Origin of the sequence: Streptomyces sp. S465 (assembly GCF_026898115.1) — a bacterium.
Taxonomy (GTDB): domain Bacteria; phylum Actinomycetota; class Actinomycetes; order Streptomycetales; family Streptomycetaceae; genus Streptomyces; species Streptomyces luomodiensis.
The window spans coordinates 9,053,563-9,074,743 of sequence record NZ_CP114036.1 but is presented as its reverse complement, the minus strand read 5'-3'; the positions used below and the strand labels follow the sequence as shown (position 1 = coordinate 9,074,743).

The window sequence follows — 21,181 nt, the reverse complement described above, 5'->3', positions numbered from 1 at the left end:
CATGCCCGAGCAGGACAAGACAGTCGAGTACCTTCGCTGGGCGACCGCGGAACTCCAGAAGACCCGTGCGGAACTCGCCGCGCACAGCGAGCCGTTGGCGATCGTGGGGATGGCCTGCCGGCTGCCCGGCGGGGTCGGGTCGCCGGAGGACCTGTGGCAGTTGCTGGAGTCCGGTGGTGACGGCATCACCGCGTTCCCCACGGACCGGGGCTGGGAGACCGCCGCCGACGGTCACGGCGGCTTCCTCATTGGGGCGGCCGGCTTCGACGCGGCATTCTTCGGGATCAGCCCGCGTGAGGCGCTGGCGATGGACCCGCAGCAGCGCCTGGCCCTGGAGACCTCGTGGGAGGCGTTCGAGCACGCGGGCATCGATCCGCAGACGCTACGGGGCAGTGACACGGGGGTGTTCCTCGGCGCGTTCTTCCAGGGGTACGGCATCGGCGCCGACTTCGACGGTTACGGCACCACGAGCATTCACACGAGCGTGCTCTCCGGCCGCCTCGCGTACTTCTACGGTCTGGAGGGTCCGGCGGTCACGGTCGACACGGCGTGTTCGTCGTCGCTGGTGGCGCTGCACCAGGCCGGGCAGTCGCTGCGCTCGGGGGAGTGCTCGCTCGCGCTGGTCGGCGGCGTCACGGTGATGGCATCGCCGGCGGGGTTCGCGGACTTCTCCGAGCAGGGCGGCCTCGCCCCCGACGCGCGCTGCAAGGCGTTCGCGGAAGCGGCTGACGGCACCGGTTTCGCCGAGGGGTCCGGTGTGCTGATCGTCGAGAAGCTCTCCGACGCCGAGCGCAACGGCCACCGCGTCCTGGCGGTCGTCCGGGGTTCCGCCGTCAACCAGGACGGTGCCTCCAACGGGCTGTCGGCGCCGAACGGGCCCTCGCAGGAACGGGTGATCCGGCAGGCCCTGGCCAACGCCGGGCTCACCCCCGCGGACGTGGACGCCGTCGAGGCGCACGGCACCGGGACCAGGCTGGGCGACCCCATCGAGGCACAGGCGGTACTGGCCACCTACGGACAGGGGCGCGAGACCCCTGTGCTGCTGGGCTCGCTGAAGTCCAACATCGGCCACACCCAGGCCGCCGCGGGTGTCGCCGGTGTCATCAAGATGGTCCTCGCCATGCGGCACGGCACCCTGCCGCGCACCCTGCACGTGGACACGCCGTCCTCGCACGTCGACTGGACGGCCGGAGCCGTCGAACTCCTCACCGACGCCCAGCCCTGGCCCGAAACCGACCGGCCACGGCGCGCCGGTGTCTCCTCCTTCGGCGTCAGCGGCACCAACGCCCACATCATCCTCGAAAGCCACCCCCGACCGGCCCCCGTCTCCGCCCCCGCACCCGACACCGGACCGCTGCCGCTGCTGCTCTCGGCACGCACCCCGCAGGCACTCGACGCACAGGTACACCGCCTGCGCGCGTTCCTCGACGACAACCCCGGCGCGGACCGGGTCGCCGTCGCGCAGACACTCGCCCGGCGCACCCAGTTCGAACACCGCGCCGTGCTGCTCGGCGACACGCTCATCACCGTGAGCCCGAACGCCGGCCGCGGACCGGTGGTCTTCGTCTACTCCGGGCAAAGCACGCTGCACCCGCACACCGGGCGGCAACTCGCGGCCACCTACCCCGTGTTCGCCGAAGCGTGGCGCGAGGCCCTCGACCACCTCGACCCCACCCAGGGCCCGGCCACGCACTTCGCCCACCAGACCGCGCTCACCGCGCTCCTGCGGTCCTGGGGCATCACCCCGCACGCGGTCATCGGCCACTCCCTCGGTGAGATCACCGCCGCGCACGCCGCCGGTGTCCTGTCCCTGAGGGACGCGGGCGCGCTCCTCACCACCCGCACCCGCCTGATGGACCAACTGCCGGCGGGCGGCGCGATGGTCACCGTCCTGACCAGCGAGGAAAAGGCACGCCAGGTGCTGCGGCCGGGGGTGGAGATCGCCGCCGTCAACGGCCCCCACTCCCTCGTGCTGTCCGGGGACGAGGACGCCGTACTCGAAGCCGCCCGGCAGCTCGGCATCCACCACCGCCTGCCGACCCGCCACGCCGGCCACTCCGAGCGCATGCAGCCGCTCGTCGCCCCCCTCCTCGAAGTCGCCCGGACCCTGACGTACCACCAGCCCCACACCGCCATCCCCGGCGACCCCACCACCGCCGAATACTGGGCGTACCAGGTCCGCGACCAAGTACGTTTCCAGGCGCACACCGAGCAGTACCCGGGCGCGACGTTCCTCGAAATCGGCCCCAACCAGGACCTCTCGCCGCTCGTCGACGGCGTTGCCGCCCAGACCGGTACGCCCGACGAGGTGCGGGCGCTGCACACCGCGCTCGCGCAGCTCCACGTCCGCGGTGTCGCGATCGACTGGACGCTCGTCCTCGGCGGGGACCGCGCGCCCGTCACGCTGCCCACGTATCCGTTCCAGCACAAGGACTACTGGCTGCGGCCCACGTCCCGGGCCGATGTGACCGGCGCGGGGCAGCAGCAGGTGGCGCACCCGCTGCTCGGCGCCGCGGTCGCGCTGCCCGGCACGGGCGGAGTCGTCCTGACCGGCCGCCTGTCGCTGGCCTCCCATCCGTGGCTCGGCGAGCACGCGGTCGACGGCACCGTGCTCCTGCCCGGCGCGGCCTTCCTCGAACTCGCGGCGCGCGCCGGCGACGAGGTCGGCTGCGACCTGCTGCACGAACTCGTCATCGAGACGCCGCTCGTGCTGCCCGCGACCGGCGGTGTGGCGGTCTCCGTCGAGGTCGCCGAACCCGACGACACGGGGCGGCGGGCGGTCACCGTCCACGCGCGGGCCGACGGCTCGGGCCTGTGGACCCGCCACGCCGGCGGATTCCTCGGCACGGCACCGGCACCGGCACCGGCCACCGCGGCGGACCCGGCACCCTGGCCGCCCGCGGAAGCCGGGCCGGTCGACGTGGCCGACGTCTACGACCGGTTCGAGGACATCGGGTACTCCTACGGGCCGGGCTTCCGGGGGCTGCGGGCCGCCTGGCGCGACGGCGACACCGTGTACGCCGAGGTCGCGCTCCCCGACGAGCAGAGCGCCGACGCCGCCCGTTTCACGCTGCACCCCGCGCTGCTCGACGCCGCGTTCCAGGCCGGCGCGCTGGCCGCGCTCGACGCACCCGGCGGGGCGGCCCGACTGCCGTTCTCGTTCCAGGACGTCCACATCCACGCGGCCGGGGCCACGCGGCTGCGGGTCACGGTCGGCCGCGACGGCGAGCGCAGCACCGTCCGCATGACCGGCCCGGACGGGCAGCTGGTGGCCGTGGTCGGTTCCGTGCTGTCGCGCCCGTACGCGGAAGGCTCCGGTGACGGCCTGCTGCGCCCGGTCTGGACCGAGCTGCCGATGCCCGTCCCGTCCGCGGACGACCCGCGCGTGGAGGTCCTCGGCGCCGACCCGGGCGACGGCGACGTTCCGGCGGCCACCCGAGAGCTGACCGCCCGCGTTCTCGGCGCGCTCCAGCGCCACCTGTCCGCCGCCGAGGACACCACCTTGGTGGTACGGACCGGCACCGGCCCGGCCGCTGCCGCCGCCGCGGGCCTGGTCCGCTCGGCGCAGGCGGAGAACCCCGGCCGCGTCGTACTCGTCGAGGCGTCCCCGGACACCTCGGTGGAGCTGCTCGCCGCGTGCGCCGCGCTGGACGAACCGCAGCTGGCCGTCCGGGACGGCGTGCTCTTCGCGCCGCGCCTGGTCCGGATGTCCGACCCCGCGCACGGCCCGCTGCCCCTGCCGGACGGCGACTGGCTGCTCACCCGGTCCGCCTCCGGCACGTTGCACGATGTCGCGCTCACCGCCGACGACACGCCCCGGCGGGCGCTCGAAGCCGGCGAGGTCCGCATCGACGTCCGCGCGGCCGGACTGAACTTCCGCGATGTGCTGATCGCGCTCGGGACGTACACCGGGGCCACGGCCATGGGCGGCGAGGCCGCGGGCGTCGTGGTGGAGACCGGGCCCGGCGTGGACGACCTGTCCCCCGGCGACCGGGTGTTCGGCCTGACCCGGGGCGGCATCGGCCCGACGGCCGTCACCGACCGGCGCTGGCTGGCCCGGATCCCCGACGGCTGGAGCTTCACCACGGCGGCGTCCGTCCCCATCGTGTTCGCGACCGCGTGGTACGGCCTGGTCGACCTCGGCACGCTGCGCGCCGGCGAGAAGGTTCTCGTCCACGCGGCCACCGGCGGTGTCGGCATGGCCGCCGCACAGATCGCCCGCCACCTGGGCGCCGAGCTCTACGCCACCGCCAGTACCGGCAAGCAGCACGTCCTGCGCGCCGCCGGGCTGCCCGACACGCACATCGCCGACTCGCGGACGACCGCGTTCCGGACCGCGTTCCCGCGCATGGACGTCGTCCTGAACGCGCTGACCGGCGAGTTCATCGACGCGTCGCTCGACCTGCTGGACGCCGACGGCCGGTTCGTCGAGATGGGCCGCACCGAGCTGCGCGATCCGGCCGCGATCGTACCCGCCTACCTGCCGTTCGACCTGCTGGACGCGGGCGCCGACCGCATCGGCGAGATCCTGGGCGAACTGCTCCGGCTGTTCGACGCGGGCGCGCTGGAGCCGCTGCCGGTCCGTGCCTGGGACGTCCGGCAGGCACGCGACGCGCTCGGCTGGATGAGCCGCGCCCGCCACATCGGCAAGAACGTCCTGACGCTGCCCCGGCCGCTCGACCCGGAGGGCGCCGTGGTCATCACCGGCGGCTCCGGCACGCTCGCCGGCATCCTCGCCCGCCACCTGCGCGAACGGCATGTCTACCTGCTGTCCCGGACGGCACCGCCCGAGGGGACGCCCGGCGTCCACCTGCCCTGCGACGTCGGTGACCGGGACCAGCTGGCGGCGGCCCTGGAGCGGGTGGACCGGCCGATCACCGCCGTGGTGCACCTCGCCGGTGCGCTGGACGACGGCACCGTCGCGTCGCTCACCCCCGAGCGTTTCGACACGGTGCTGCGCCCGAAGGCCGACGGCGCCTGGTACCTGCACGAGCTGACGAAGGAGCAGGACCTCGCCGCGTTCGTGCTCTACTCGTCGGCCGCCGGCGTGCTCGGCAACGCCGGCCAGGGCAACTACGTCGCCGCGAGCGCGTTCCTCGACGCGCTCGCCGAGCTGCGCCACGGTTCCGGGCTGCCGGCCCTCTCCATCGCCTGGGGGCTCTGGGAGGACGTGAGCGGGCTCACCGCGGCGCTCGGCGAAGCCGACCGGGACCGGATGCGGCGCAGCGGTTTCCGGGCCATCACCGCGCAACAGGGCATGCACCTGTACGAGGCGGCCGGCCGCACCGGAAGTCCCGTGGTGGTCGCGGCGGCGCTCGACGACGCGCCGGACGTGCCGCTGCTGCGCGGCCTGCGGCGGACGACCGTCCGGCGGGCCGCCGTCCGGGAGCGCTCGTCCGCCGACCGGCTCGCCGCGCTGACCGGCGACGAGCTCGCCGAAGCGCTGCTGACGCTCGTCCGGGAGAGCACCGCCGCCGTGCTCGGCCACGTGGGTGGCGAGGACATCCCCGCGACGGCGGCGTTCAAGGACCTCGGCATCGACTCGCTCACCGCGGTCCAGCTGCGCAACGCCCTCACCGAGGCGACCGGTGTGCGGCTGAACGCCACGGCGGTCTTCGACTTCCCGACCCCGCACGTGCTCGCCGGGAAGCTCGGCGACGAACTGACCGGCACCCAAGCGCCCGTCGTACCCCGGACCGCGGCCACGGCCGGTGCGCACGACGAGCCGCTGGCGATCGTGGGGATGGCCTGCCGGCTGCCCGGTGGGGTCGCGTCACCCGAGGAGCTGTGGCACCTCGTGGCGTCCGGCACCGACGCCATCACGGAGTTCCCGACGGACCGCGGCTGGGACGTCGACGCGATCTACGACCCGGACCCCGACGCGATCGGCAAGACCTTCGTCCGGCACGGCGGCTTCCTCACCGGCGCGACAGGCTTCGACGCGGCGTTCTTCGGCATCAGCCCGCGCGAGGCCCTCGCGATGGACCCGCAGCAGCGGGTGCTCCTGGAGACGTCGTGGGAGGCGTTCGAAAGCGCCGGCATCACCCCGGACTCGACCCGCGGCAGCGACACCGGTGTGTTCGTCGGCGCCTTCTCCTACGGTTACGGTACCGGTGCGGACACCGACGGCTTCGGCGCGACCGGCTCGCAGACCAGTGTGCTCTCCGGCCGGCTGTCGTACTTCTACGGTCTGGAAGGTCCGGCGGTCACGGTCGACACGGCGTGTTCGTCGTCGCTGGTGGCGCTGCACCAGGCCGGGCAGTCGCTGCGCTCCGGCGAATGCTCGCTCGCCCTGGTCGGCGGCGTCACGGTCATGGCGTCTCCCGGCGGCTTCGTGGAGTTCTCCCGGCAGCGCGGCCTCGCACCGGACGGCCGGGCGAAGGCGTTCGGCGCGGGTGCGGACGGCACGAGCTTCGCCGAGGGTGCCGGTGTCCTGATCGTCGAGAGGCTCTCCGACGCCGAGCGCAACGGCCACACCGTCCTGGCGGTCGTCCGTGGTTCCGCCGTCAACCAGGACGGTGCCTCCAACGGGCTGTCGGCGCCGAACGGGCCGTCGCAGGAACGGGTGATCCGGCAGGCCCTGGCCAACGCCGGGCTCACCCCGGCTGATGTGGACGCCGTCGAGGCGCACGGCACCGGCACCAGGCTGGGCGACCCCATCGAGGCACAGGCGGTACTGGCCACCTACGGACAGGAGCGCGCCACCCCCCTGCTGCTGGGCTCGCTGAAGTCCAACATCGGCCACGCCCAGGCCGCGTCCGGCGTCGCCGGCATCATCAAGATGGTGCAGGCCCTCCGCCACGGGGAGCTGCCGCCGACGCTGCACGCGGACGAGCCGTCGCCGCACGTCGACTGGACGGCCGGCGCCGTCGAACTGCTGACGTCGGCCCGGCCGTGGCCCGAGACCGACCGGCCACGGCGTGCCGCCGTCTCCTCGTTCGGGGTGAGCGGCACCAACGCCCACGTCATCCTGGAGGCCGGCCCGGTAACGGAGACGCCCGCGGCATCGCCGGCCGGTGACCTTCCCCTGCTGGTGTCGGCACGCTCACCGGAAGCGCTCGACGAGCAGATCCGCCGACTGCGCGCCTACCTGGACACCACCCCCGACGTCGACCGGGTGGCCGTGGCACAGACGCTGGCCCGGCGCACGCACTTCGCCCACCGCGCCGTGCTGCTCGGTGACACCGTCATCACCGCACCCCCCGCGGACCGGCCCGACGAACTCGTCTTCGTCTACTCCGGCCAGGGCACCCAGCATCCCGCGATGGGCGAGCAGCTCGCCGCCGCCCATCCCGTGTTCGCCGACGCCTGGCATGAAGCGCTCCGCCGCCTTGACGACCCCGACCCCCACGACCCCACGCACAGCCAGCATGTGCTCTTCGCCCACCAGGCGGCGTTCACCGCCCTCCTGCGGTCCTGGGGCATCACCCCGCACGCGGTCATCGGCCACTCACTGGGCGAGATCACCGCGGCGCACGCCGCCGGCATCCTGTCGCTGGACGACGCGTGCACGCTGATCACCACGCGCGCCCGCCTCATGCACACGCTCCCGCCACCCGGTGCCATGGTCACCGTCCTGACCAGCGAAGAGAAGGCACGCCAGGCGTTGCGGCCGGGCGTGGAGATCGCCGCCGTCAACGGGCCCCACTCCATCGTGCTGTCCGGGGACGAGGACGCCGTGCTCACCGTCGCCGGGCAGCTCGGCATCCACCACCGCCTGCCCGCCCCGCACGCCGGGCACTCCGCGTACATGGAGCCCGTGGCCGCCGAGCTGCTCGCCACCACCCGCGGGCTCGGCTACAACCCTCCCCACACCTCCATTCCGAACGACCCCACCACCGCTGAGTACTGGGCCGAGCAGGTCCGCAAGCCCGTGCTGTTCCACGCCCACGCGCAGCAGTACCCGGACGCCGTGTTCGTGGAGATCGGCCCCGCCCAGGACCTCTCCCCGCTCATCGACGGGATCCCGCTGCAGAACGGCACCGCGGACGAGGTGCACGCGCTGCACACCGCGCTCGCGCACCTCTACGCACGCGGTGCCACGCTCGACTGGCCCCGCATCCTCGGGGGTGGATCACGGCACGACGCGGATGTGCCCGCGTACGCGTTCCAACAGCGGCACTACTGGATCGAGTCGGCGCGCCCGGCCGCATCCGACGCGGGCCACCCCGTGCTGGGCTCCGGTATCGCCCTCGCCGGGTCGCCGGGCCGGGTGTTCACGGGTTCCGTGCCGACCGGTGCGGACCGCGCGGTGTTCGTCGCCGAGCTGGCGCTGGCCGCCGCGGACGCGGTCGACTGCGCCACGGTCGAGCGGCTCGACATCGCCTCCGTGCCCGGCCGGCCGGGCCATGGCCGGACGACCGTACAGACCTGGGTCGACGAGCCGGCGGACGACGGCCGGCGCCGGTTCACCGTGCACACCCGCACCGGCGACGCCCCGTGGACACTGCACGCCGAGGGCGTACTGCGCCCCCATGGCACGGCCCTGCCCGATGCGGCCGACACCGAGTGGCCCCCACCAGGCGCGGTGCCCGCGGACGGGCTGCCGGGTGTGTGGCGCCGGGGGGACCAGGTCTTCGCCGAGGCCGAGGTGGACGGACCGGACGGTTTCGTGGTGCACCCCGACCTGCTCGACGCGGTCTTCTCCGCGGTCGGCGACGGAAGCCGCCAGCCGGCCGGATGGCGCGACCTGACGGTGCACGCGTCGGACGCCACCGTACTGCGCGCCTGCCTCACCCGGCGCACCGACGGAGCCATGGGACTCACCGCCTTCGACGGCGCCGGCCTGCCGGTGCTCACCGCGGAGGCGGTGACGCTGCGGGAGGTGGCGTCAACGTCCGGCTCCCAGGAGTCGGACGGCCTGCTCCGGTTGGAGTGGCTCGCGGTCGCCGAGGCGGTCTACGACGGTGACCTGCCCGAGGGACATGTCCTGATCACCGCCGCCCACCCCGACGACCCCGAGGACGTACCCACCCGCGCCCACACCCGCGCCACCCGCGTCCTGACCGCCCTGCAACACCACCTCACCACCACCGACCACACCCTCATCGTCCACACCACCACCGACCCCGCCGGCGCCACCGTCACCGGCCTCACCCGCACCGCCCAGAACGAACACCCCAACCGCATCCGCCTCATCGAAACCGACCACCCCCACACCCCCCTCCCCCTAGCCCAACTCACCACCCTCGACCACCCCCACCTCCGCCTCACCCACCACACCCTCCACCGCCCCCACCTCACCCCCCACCACACCACCACCCCACCCACCACCACCCCCCTCAACCCCGAACACGCCATCATCATCACCGGCGGCTCCGGCACCCTCGCCGGCATCCTCGCCCGCCACCTCAACCACCCCCACACCTACCTCCTCTCCCGCACCCCACCCCCCGACACCACCCCCGGCACCCACCTCCCCTGCGACGTCGGCGACCCCCACCAACTCGCCACCACCCTCACCCACATCCCCCAACCCCTCACCGCCATCTTCCACACCGCCGCCACCCTCGACGACGGCATCCTCGACGCCCTCACCCCCGACCGCCTCACCACCGTCCTCCACCCCAAAGCCAACGCCGCCTGGCACCTCCACCACCTCACCCAAAACCAACCCCTCACCCACTTCGTCCTCTACTCCAGCGCCGCCGCCGTCCTCGGCAGCCCCGGACAAGGAAACTACGCCGCCGCCAACGCCTTCCTCGACGCCCTCGCCACCCACCGCCACACCCTCGGCCAACCCGCCACCTCCATCGCCTGGGGCATGTGGCACACCACCAGCACCCTCACCGGACAACTCAGCGACGCCGACCGGGACCGCATCCGCCGCGGCGGTTTCCTCCCGATCACGGACGACGAGGGCATGCGCCTGTACGAGGCGGCCGTCGGCTCCGGCGAGGACTTCGTGATGGCCGCCGCGATGGACCCGGCACAGCCGATGACCGGCTCCGTACCGCCCATCCTGAGCGGCCTGCGCAGGAGCGCGCGGCGCGTCGCCCGTGCCGGGCAGACGTTCGCCCAGCGGCTCGCCGAGCTGCCCGACGCCGACCGCGGCGCGGCGCTGGTCACCCTCGTCTCGGACGCCACGGCCGCCGTGCTCGGCCACGCCGACGCCTCCGAGATCGCGCCGACCACGACGTTCAAGGACCTCGGCATCGACTCGCTCACCGCGATCGAGCTGCGCAACCGGCTCGCGGAGGCGACCGGGCTGCGGCTGAGTGCCACGCTGGTGTTCGACCACCCGACACCTCGGGTCCTCGCCGCCAAGCTCCGCACCGATCTGTTCGGCACAGCCGTGCCCACGCCCGCACGGACGGCACGGACCCACCACGACGAGCCGCTCGCGATCGTCGGCATGGCGTGCCGACTGCCCGGCGGGGTCTCCTCGCCGGAGGACCTGTGGCAGCTCGTGGCGTCCGGCACCGACGCGATCACCGAGTTCCCCACCGACCGCGGCTGGGACATCGACCGGCTGTTCGACCCGGACCCCGACGCCCCCGGCAAGACCTACGTCCGGCACGGCGGCTTCCTCGCCGAGGCCGCCGGATTCGATGCCGCGTTCTTCGGCATCAGCCCGCGCGAGGCACGGGCCATGGACCCGCAGCAGCGCGTCATCCTCGAAACCTCCTGGGAGGCGTTCGAGAACGCGGGCATCGTGCCGGACACGCTGCGCGGCAGCGACACCGGCGTGTTCATGGGCGCGTTCTCCCATGGGTACGGCGCCGGCGTCGACCTGGGCGGATTCGGCGCCACGGCCACCCAGAACAGCGTGCTCTCCGGCCGGTTGTCGTACTTCTTCGGCATGGAGGGCCCGGCCGTCACCGTCGACACCGCCTGCTCGTCGTCGCTGGTCGCCCTGCACCAGGCGGCACAGGCACTGCGGACCGGAGAATGCTCGCTGGCGCTCGCCGGCGGTGTCACGGTGATGCCCACCCCGCTGGGCTACGTCGAGTTCTGCCGCCAGCGGGGACTCGCCCCCGACGGCCGTGCCAAGGCCTTCGCGGAAGGCGCCGACGGCACGAGCTTCTCGGAAGGCGCCGGCGTTCTTGTGCTGGAGCGGCTCTCCGACGCCGAGCGCAACGGACATACCGTCCTCGCGGTCGTCCGCTCCTCCGCCGTCAACCAGGACGGCGCCTCCAACGGCATCTCCGCCCCCAACGGCCCCTCCCAGCAACGCGTCATCCGCCAAGCCCTCGACAAGGCGGGGCTCGCCCCCGCCGATGTGGACGTGGTGGAGGCGCACGGTACCGGAACCCCGCTGGGCGACCCGATCGAGGCACAGGCCATCATCGCGACCTACGGCCAGGACCGCGACACACCGCTCTACCTCGGTTCGGTCAAGTCGAACATCGGACACACCCAGACCACCGCCGGTGTCGCCGGCGTCATCAAGATGGTCATGGCGATGCGCCACGGGATCGCGCCGAAGACGCTGCACGTGGACGAGCCGTCCTCCCATGTGGACTGGACCGAGGGCGCGGTGGAACTGCTCACCGACGCGAGGCCGTGGCCCGACGCGGGACGCCCACGCCGCGCGGGCGTGTCGTCGCTCGGTATCAGCGGTACGAACGCGCACGTGATCCTTGAGGGTGTTCCCGGGCCGTCGCGTGTGGAGTCGGTTGGTGACGGGTTGGTGCCGTTGCCGGTGTCGGCTCGTGGTGAGGTGAGTCTGCGAGGGCAGGTGGAGCGGCTGGAGGGGTATCTGCGCGGGAGTGGTGTGGATGTGGCCGCGGTCGCGCAGGGGCTGGTGCGTGAGCGTGCTGTCTTCGGTCACCGTGCGGTGCTGCTGGGCGATGCCCGGGTGACGGGCGTGGCGGCGGACCAGCCGCGCACGGTGTTCGTCTTCCCCGGCCAAGGCGCCCAGTGGGTCGGCATGGGCGTGGAGTTGATGGCCCGCTCTGCGGTGTTCGCCGCGCGTATGGAGGAGTGTGCGCGGGCGTTGTTGCCGCATACGGGCTGGGATGTGCGGGAGATGCTGTCGCGGCCGGACGTGGCGGAGCGGGTGGAGGTGGTCCAGCCGGCCAGCTGGGCGGTCGCGGTGAGCCTGGCCGCACTGTGGCAGGCGCATGGGGTCGTACCGGACGCGGTGATCGGACACTCCCAGGGCGAGATCGCGGCGGCGTGCGTGGCCGGAGCCCTCAGCCTCGAGGACGCCGCCCGCGTGGTGGCGTTGCGCAGTCAGGTGATCGCCGCCCGGCTGGCCGGGCGGGGGGCGATGGCTTCGGTGGCGTTGCCGGCCGGTGAAGTGGGTCTGGTCGAGGGCGTGTGGATCGCGGCGCGTAACGGCCCGTCGTCGACCGTCGTGGCCGGCGAGCCGTCCGCGGTGGAGGAGGTGGTGGCGCGGTACGAGGCCGAAGGCGTGCGGGTACGTCGTATCGCGGTCGACTACGCCTCCCACACGCCTCACGTGGAGGCCATCGAAGACGAACTCGCTGAGGTACTGAAGGGAATCTCCGGCGGAACCGGGTCGGTGGCGTGGTGGTCCACCGTGGACAGCGCCTGGGTGACGGAGCCGGTGGATGAGGGCTACTGGTACCGGAACCTGCGTCGTCCGGTGGCGCTGGACGCGGCGGTGGCGGAACTGGACGGGTCGGTGTTCGTGGAGTGCAGTGCCCATCCGGTGCTGCTGCCGGCGATGGAACAGGCTCACACGGTGGCGTCGTTGCGGACCGGTGACGGCGGCTGGGAGCGGTGGCTGACGGCGTTGGCACAGGCGTGGACCCTGGGCGCGGCGGTGGACTGGGACACGGTGGTCGAACCGGTGCCGGGACGGCTGCTGGATCTGCCCACCTACGCGTTCGAGCACAGGCGCTACTGGCTGGAGGCAGCCGGTGCCACCGACCTGTCCGCGGCCGGGCTGGCGGGTGCGGCGCATCCGATGCTGGCCGCCATCACGGCACTGCCCGCCGACGACGATGGTGTCGTTCTCACCGGCCGGATCTCGTTGCGCACCCATCCCTGGCTGGCTGATCACGCGGTGCGGGGCACAGTCCTGCTGCCGGGCACGGCGTTTGTGGAGCTGGTCATCCGGGCCGGTGACGAGACCGGTTGCGGAGTGGTGGACGAGCTGGTCATCGAGACCCCGCTCGTGGTGCCGGCGACCGCAGCCGTGGATCTGTCGGTGACCGTGGAAGGGGCCGATGAGGCCGGACGGCGGGCGGTGACCGTCCACGCACGCACCGAAGGCACCGGCAGCTGGACCCGGCACGCCAGCGGCACCCTGACCCCCGACACCCCCAGCGCATCCGACGCTTCCGGTGTTGTCGGTGCGGAGCCGTTCTCGCAGTGGCCTCCGGCCACGGCCGCGGCCGTCGACACCTCGGAGTTCTACTCGCGCTTGGACGCGCTGGGCTACCGGTTCGGACCCATGTTCCGCGGAATGCGGGCTGCCTGGCGTGATGGTGACACCGTGTACGCCGAGGTCGCGCTCCCCGAGGAGCGTGCCGCCGACGCGGACGGTTTCGGCATGCATCCGGCGCTGCTCGACGCGGCCTTGCAGAGTGGCAGCCTGCTCATGCTGGAATCGGACGGCGAGCAGAGCGTGCAACTGCCGTTCTCCTGGCACGGCGTCCGGTTCCACGCGACGGGCGCGACCATGCTGCGGGTGGCGGTCGTACCGGGTCCGGACGGCCTCCGGCTGCACGCCGCGGACAGCGGGAACCGTCCCGTCGCGACGATCGACGCGCTCGTGACCCGGTCCCCGGAAGCGGACCTCGCGCCCGCCGATCCGATGCTGCGGGTCGGGTGGGCCCCGGTGCCCGTACCTGCCGGGGCCGGTCCGTCCGACGCGGACGTGCTGACGCTGCGCAGCGACGACGCCGACCCGCTCGGGGAGACCCGGGACCTGACCACCCGTGTTCTCGACGCGCTGCACCGGGCCGACCAGCCGGTGATCTTCCAGGTGACCGGTGGCCTCGCCGCCAAGGCGGCCGCGGGCCTGGTCCGCACCGCTCAGAACGAGCAGCCCGGCCGGTTCTTCCTCGTCGAAACGGACCCGGGAGAGGTCCTGGACGGCGCGAAGCGCGACGCGATCGCGGCACTCGGCGAGCCCCATGTGCGGCTGCGCGACGGCCTCTTCGAGGCAGCCCGGCTGATGCGGGCCGCACCGTCCCTGACGCTCCCGGACACCGGGTCGTGGCAGCTGCGGCAGTCCGCCACCGGTTCCCTCGACGACCTCGCCGTCGTCCCCACCGACGCCCCGGACCGGCCGCTCGCGGCCGGCGAGGTGCGGATCGCGGTACGCGCGGCGGGCCTGAACTTCCGCGATGTCACGGTCGCGCTCGGCGTGGTCGCCGATGCGCGTCCGCTCGGCAGCGAGGCCGCGGGTGTCGTCCTGGAGACCGGCCCCGGTGTGCACGACCTGGCGCCCGGCGACCGGGTCCTGGGGATGCTCGCGGGCGCCTTCGGACCGGTCGCGATCACCGACCGGCGGCTGCTCAGCCGGATGCCGGACGGCTGGACGTTCCCGCAGGCGGCGTCCGTGATGACCGCGTTCGCGACCGCGTGGTACGGCCTGGTCGACCTCGCCGGGCTGCGCCCCGGCGAGAAGGTCCTGATCCACGCGGCGGCGACCGGCGTCGGCGCGGCGGCCGTCCAGATCGCGCGGCACCTGGGCGCGGAGGTGTACGCGACCACCAGCGCCGCGAAGCGCCATCTGGTGGACCTGGACGGAGCGCATCTGGCCGATTCCCGCAGCACCGCGTTCGCCGACGCGTTCCCGCCGGTCGATGTCGTGCTCAACTCGCTCACCGGAGAACTCCTCGACGCGTCCGTCGGCCTGCTCGCGCCGGACGGCCGGTTCGTCGAGATGGGCAAGACCGACATCCGGCACGCCGTCCAGCAGCCGTTCGACCTGATGGACGCCGGCCCCGACCGGATGCAGCGGATCATCGTCGAGCTGCTCGGCCTGTTCGCGCGCGACGTGCTGCACCCGCTGCCGGTCCACGCCTGGGACGTGCGGCAGGCACGGGAGGCGTTCGGCTGGATGAGCAGCGGGCGTCACACCGGCAAGCTGGTGCTGACGATCCCGCGACCGCTGGATCCCGAGGGGGCCGTCGTCATCACCGGCGGCTCCGGCACCCTCGCCGGCATCCTCGCCCGCCACCTCAACCACCCCCACACCTACCTCCTCTCCCGCACCCCACCCCCCGACACCACCCCCGGCACCCACCTCCCCTGCGACGTCGGCGACCCCCACCAACTCGCCACCACCCTCACCCACATCCCCCAACCCCTCACCGCCATCTTCCACACCGCCGCCACCCTCGACGACGCCCTGCTCGACAACCTCACCCCCGACCGCATCGACACCGTCCTCAAACCCAAGGCCGACGCCGCCTGGCACCTGCACCGGCTCACCCGCGACACCGACCTCGCCGCGTTCGTCGTCTACTCCGCGGTCGCCGGCCTCATGGGCAGCCCGGGGCAGGGCAACTACGTCGCGGCGAACGCGTTCCTCGACGCGCTCGCCGAACACCGCCGTACGCAAGGGCTGCCCGCGCAGTCCCTCGCCTGGGGCATGTGGGCGGACGTCAGCGCGCTCACCGCGAAACTCACCGACGCGGACCGCCAGCGCATCCGGCGCAGCGGATTCCCGCCGTTGAGCGCCGCGGACGGCATGCGGCTGTTCGACGCGGCGACGCGTACCCCGGAACCGGTCGTCGTCGCGACGACCGTCGACCTCACCCAGCTCGACGGCCCCGTCGCGCCGTTGCTCCGCGGTCTGGCCGCGCACCGGGCCGGGCCGGCGCGCACGGTCGCCCGCAACGCCGGCGAAGAGCCCCTGGCCGTGCGTCTCGCCGGGCGTACCGCCGCCGAGCAGCGGCGCATCATGCAGGAGGTCGTGCTCCGCCACGCGGCCGCGGTCCTCGCGTACGGGCTGGGCGACCGCGTGGCGGCGGACCGGCCGTTCCGCGAGCTCGGTTTCGACTCGCTGACCGCGGTCGACCTGCGCAATCGGCTCGCGGCCGAGACGGGGCTGCGGCTGCCGACGACGCTGGTGTTCAGCCACCCGACGGCGGAGGCGCTCACCGCCCACCTGCTCGAACTGATCGACGCTCCCACCGCCCGGATCGCCGGGGAGTCCCTGCCCGCGGTGACGGCCGCTCCCGTGGCGGCCGCGCGGGACCAGGACGAGCCGATCGCCATCGTGGCGATGGCGTGCCGGCTGCCCGGTGGTGTGACCTCGCCCGAGGACCTGTGGCGGCTCGTCGAGTCCGGCACCGACGCGATCACCACGCCTCCTGACGACCGCGGCTGGGACGTCGACGCGCTGTACGACGCGGACCCGGACGCGGCCGGCAAGGCGTACAACCTGCGGGGCGGTTACCTGGACGGGGCGGCGGAGTTCGACGCGGCGTTCTTCGACATCAGCCCGCGCGAAGCGCTCGGCATGGACCCGCAGCAACGCCTGCTGCTCGAAACGGCGTGGGAGGCGATCGAGCGCGGCCGGATCAGTCCGGCGTCGCTCCGCGGCCGGGAGGTCGGCGTCTACGTCGGTGCGGCCGCGCAGGGCTACGGGCTGGGCGCCGAGGACACCGAGGGCAACGCGATCACCGGTGGTTCCACGAGCCTGCTGTCCGGACGGCTGGCGTATGTCCTCGGGCTGGAGGGCCCGGCGGTCACCGTGGACACGGCGTGCTCGTCGTCTCTGGTCGCGCTGCACCTGGCGTGCCAGGGGCTGCGCCTGGGCGAGTGCGAACTCGCTCTGGCCGGAGGCGTCTCCGTACTGAGTTCGCCGGCCGCGTTCGTGGAGTTCTCCCGCCAGCGCGGGCTCGCGGCCGACGGGCGCTGCAAGTCGTTCGGCGCGGGCGCGGACGGCACGACGTGGTCCGAGGGCGTGGGCGTGCTCGTACTGGAACGGCTCTCCGACGCCGAGCGGCTCGGGCACACCGTGCTCGCCGTCGTCCGCGGCAGCGCCGTCACGTCCGACGGCGCCTCCAACGGCCTCACCGCGCCGAACGGGCTCTCGCAGCAGCGGGTCATCCGGAAGGCGCTCGCCGCGGCCGGGCTGGCGGGCGCCGACGTGGACGTCGTCGAGGGGCACGGCACCGGCACCCGGCTCGGCGACCCGGTCGAGGCGGACGCGCTGCTCGCGACGTACGGGCAGGACCGTCCGGCACCGGTCTGGCTGGGCTCGCTGAAGTCGAACATCGGACATGCCACGGCCGCGGCCGGTGTCGCGGGCGTCATCAAGATGGTGCAGGCGATCGGCGCGGGCACGATGCCGCGGACGCTGCATGTGGAGGAGCCCTCGCCCGCCGTCGACTGGAGCACCGGACAGGTGTCCCTGCTCAGCTCCAACCGGCCCTGGCCGGACGACGAGCGTCCGCGCCGGGCGGCCGTCTCCGCGTTCGGGCTCAGCGGGACGAACGCGCACGTCATCCTGGAACAGCACCGTCCGGCGCCGGTGGCGTCCCAGCCGCCCCGGCCGCCCCGTGAGGAGTCCCAGCCGCTGCCGTGGGTGCTCTCCGCGCGGACTCCGGCCGCGCTGCGGGCCCAGGCGGCCCGGCTGCGCGACCACCTCGCGACGGCACCGGACGCGGATCCGTTGGACATCGGGTACGCGCTGGCCACCAGCCGCGCCCAGTTCGCCCACCGTGCCGCGGTCGTCGCCACCACCCCGGACGGATTCCGTGCCGCGCTCGACGGCCTCGCGGACGGTGCGGAGGCGCCCGGAGTCGTCACCGGGACCGCTCAGGAGCGGCGTGTCGCCTTCCTCTTCGACGGCCAGGGCGCCCAGCGCGCCGGGATGGGGCGCGAGCTCTACCGGCGGTTCCCCGTCTTCGCCGCCGCGTGGGACGAGGTCTCCGACGCGTTCGGCAAGCACCTCAAGCACTCCCCCACCGACGTCTACCACGGCGAACACGGCGCTCTCGCCCATGACACCCTGTACGCCCAGGCCGGCCTGTTCACGCTCGAAGTGGCGCTGCTGCGGCTGCTGGAGCACTGGGGGGTGCGGCCGGACGTGCTCGTCGGGCACTCCGTCGGCGAGGTGACCGCGGCGTACGCGGCGGGGGTGCTCACCCTGGCGGACGCGACGGAGTTGATCGTGGCCCGGGGGCGGGCGCTGCGGGCGCTGCCGCCCGGGGCGATGATCGCGGTCGACGGAAGTCCGGCGGAGGTCGGCGCCCGCACGGATCTGGACATCGCCGCGGTCAACGGCCCGTCCGCCGTGGTGCTCGCCGGTTCGCCGGACGACGTGGCGGCGTTCGAACAGGAGTGGTCGGCGGCCGGGCGGCGCACGAAACGGCTCGACGTCGGGCACGCGTTCCACTCCCGGCACGTCGACGGTGCGCTCGACGGCTTCCGTACGGTGCTGGAGTCGCTCGCGTTCGGCGCGGCGCAGCTGCCGGTGGTGTCCACGACGACGGGCCGGGACGCCGCGGACGACCTCATAACGCCCGCGCACTGGCTGCGCCATGCGCGTCGGCCGGTGCTGTTCTCGGATGCCGTCCGGGAGCTGGCCGACTGCGGCGTCACCACGTTCGTGGCCGTCGGCCCCTCCGGATCCCTGGCGTCGGCCGCGGCGGAGAGCGCCGGGGAGGACGCCGGGACCTACCACGCGGTGCTGCGCGCCCGGACCGGTGAGGAGACCGCGGCGCTGACCGCCCTCGCCGAGCTGCACGCCCACGGCGTCCCGGTGGACCTGGCCGCGGTACTGGCCGGTGGCCGGCCAGTGGACCTCCCCGTGTACGCGTTCCAGCACCGTTCCTACTGGCTGGCCCCGGCCGTGGCGGGGGCGCCGGCCACCGTGGTGGACACCGGGGGCCCGGCGGAGTCCGAGCCGGAGGACCTCACCGTCGCCGAGATCGTCCGTCGGCGCACCGCGGCGCTGCTCGGCGTCACGGACCCCGCCGACGTCGATGCGGAAGCGACGTTCTTCGCGCTCGGTTTCGACTCACTGGCGGTGCAGCGGCTGCGCAACCAGCTCGCCTCGGCAACCGGGCTGGACCTGCCGGCGGCCGTCCTGTTCGACCACGACACCCCGGCCGCGCTCACCGCGTTCCTCCAGGACCGGATCGAGGTCGGCCAGGACCAGATCGAGGCCGGCGAGGACGACGACGCGCCCACCGTGCTCTCGCTCCTGGAGGAGATGGAGTCGCTCGACGCCGCGGACATCGCGGCGACGCCGGCCCCGGAGCGTGCGGCCATCGCCGATCTGCTCGACAAGCTCGCCCATACCTGGAAGGACTACCGATGAGCACCGATACGCACGAGGGAACGCCGCCCGCCGGCCGCTGCCCATTCGCGATCCAGGACGGTCACCGCGCCATCCTGGAGAGCGGCACGGTGGGTTCGTTCGACCTGTTCGGCGTCAAGCACTGGCTGGTCGCCGCCGCCGAGGACGTCAAGCTGGTCACCAACGATCCGCGGTTCAGCTCGGCCGCGCCGTCCGAGATGCTGCCCGACCGGCGGCCCGGCTGGTTCTCCGGGATGGACTCGCCGGAGCACAACCGCTACCGGCAGAAGATCGCGGGGGACTTCACGCTGCGCGCGGCGCGCAAGCGGGAGGACTTCGTCGCCGAGGCCGCCGACGCCTGCCTGGACGACATCGAGGCCGCGGGACCCGGCGCCGACCTCATCCCCGGGTACGCCAAGCGGCTCCCCTCCCTCGTCATCAACGCGCTGTACGGGCTCACCCCTGAGGAGGGGGCCGTGCTGGAGGCACGGATGCGCGACATCACCGGCTCGGCCGACCTGGACAGCGTCAAGACCCTGACCGACGACTTCTTCGGTCACGCGCTGCGGCTGGTCCGCGCAAAGCGTGACGAGCGGGGCGAGGACCTGCTGCACCGGCTCGCCTCGGCCGACGACGGCGAGATCTCGCTCAGCGACGACGAGGCGACGGGCGTGTTCGCGACGCTGCTGTTCGCCGGCCACGACTCGGTGCAGCAGATGGTCGGCTACTGCCTGTACGCACTGCTCAGCCACCCCGAGCAGCAGGCGGCGCTGCGCGCGCACCCGGAGCTGGCCGACAACGCGGTCGAGGAAATGCTGCGTTTTCTGCCCGTCAACCAGATGGGGGTGCCGCGCGTCTGTGTCGAGGACGTCGACGTGCGGGGCGTGCGCATCCGTGCGGGCGACAACGTGATCCCGCTCTACTCGACGGCCAACCGCGACCCCGAGGTGTTCCCGCAGCCCGACACCTTCGATGTGGCGCGCCCGCTGGAGGGCAACTTCGCGTTCGGCCACGGCATTCACAAATGTCCCGGCCAGCACATCGCCCGGGTGCTCATCAAGGTCGCCTGCCTGCGGTTGTTCGAGCGTTTCCCGGACGTCCGGCTGGCCGGCGACGTGCCGATGAACGAGGGGCTCGGGCTGTTCAGCCCGGCCGAGCTGCGGGTCACCTGGGGGGCGGCATGAGTCACCCGGTGGAGACGTTGCGGTTGCCGAACGGGACGACGGTCGCGCACATCAACGCGGGCGAGGCGCAGTTCCTCTACCGGGAGATCTTCACCCAGCGCTGCTACCTGCGCCACGGTGTCGACCTGCGCCCGGGGGACGTGGTGTTCGACGTCGGCGCGAACATCGGCATGTTCACGCTTTTCGCGCATCTGGAATGTCCTGGTGTGACCGTGCACGCCTTCGAACCCGCGCCCGTGCCGTTCGCGGCGCTGCGGGCGAACGTGACGCGGCACGGCATCCCGGGCCAGGCGGACCAGTGCGCGGTCTCCGACAGCTCCGGCACCCGGAAGATGACCTTCTATCCCGACGCCACGCTGATGTCCGGTTTCCACGCGGATGCCGCGGCCCGGACGGAGCTGTTGCGCACGCTCGGCCTCAACGGCGGCTACACCGCCGAGGACGTCGACACCATGCTCGCGCAACTGCCCGACGTCAGCGAGGAGATCGAAACCCCTGTGGTCCGGCTCTCCGACGTCATCGCGGAGCGCGGCATCGACGCCATCGGCCTGCTGAAGGTCGACGTGGAGAAGAGCGAACGGCAGGTCTTCGCCGGCCTCGAGGACACCGACTGGCCCCGTATCCGCCAGGTCGTCGCGGAGGTCCACGACATCGACGGCGCGCTCGAGGAGGTCGTCACGCTGCTCCGCGGCCATGGCTTCACCGTGGTCGCCGAGCAGGAACCGCTGTTCGCCGGCACGGGCATCCACCAGGTCGCCGCGCGGCGGGTGGCCGGCTGAGCGCCGTCGGGGCCGCGGCCGTCCGCACCGGCGGCCGC

Annotated in this window: 3 protein-coding genes; all 3 read left to right on the top strand. The window is 73.4% G+C overall.

The window, feature by feature from the left end; translation table 11 throughout:
- Window position 1: 1 nt before the first annotated feature.
- From fkbA to N6H00_RS38175, 3 genes are read left to right on the top strand one after another with little or no spacing between them, the layout of a single operon-like run.
- A complete protein-coding gene (fkbA, locus tag N6H00_RS38185; protein ID WP_268976486.1) occupies window positions 2-19,201 on the top strand; it encodes a tacrolimus type I polyketide synthase FkbA in 19,200 nt (6,399 codons plus the stop codon).
- Window positions 19,198-20,364, top strand: coding sequence for a C9 hydroxylase cytochrome P450 (locus tag N6H00_RS38180; RefSeq protein WP_268976485.1), 1,167 nt, complete (start codon window positions 19,198-19,200; stop codon window positions 20,362-20,364). The genes fkbA and N6H00_RS38180 overlap by 4 nt, the downstream gene beginning before the upstream one ends.
- Window positions 20,361-21,143 (top strand): FkbM family methyltransferase, encoded by a 783-nt coding sequence (locus tag N6H00_RS38175; RefSeq protein ID WP_268976484.1) that lies wholly within the window; start codon window positions 20,361-20,363, stop codon window positions 21,141-21,143. Before N6H00_RS38180 ends, N6H00_RS38175 begins: the two co-directional genes overlap by 4 nt.
- The last annotated feature ends 38 nt before the right edge of the window (window positions 21,144-21,181 follow it).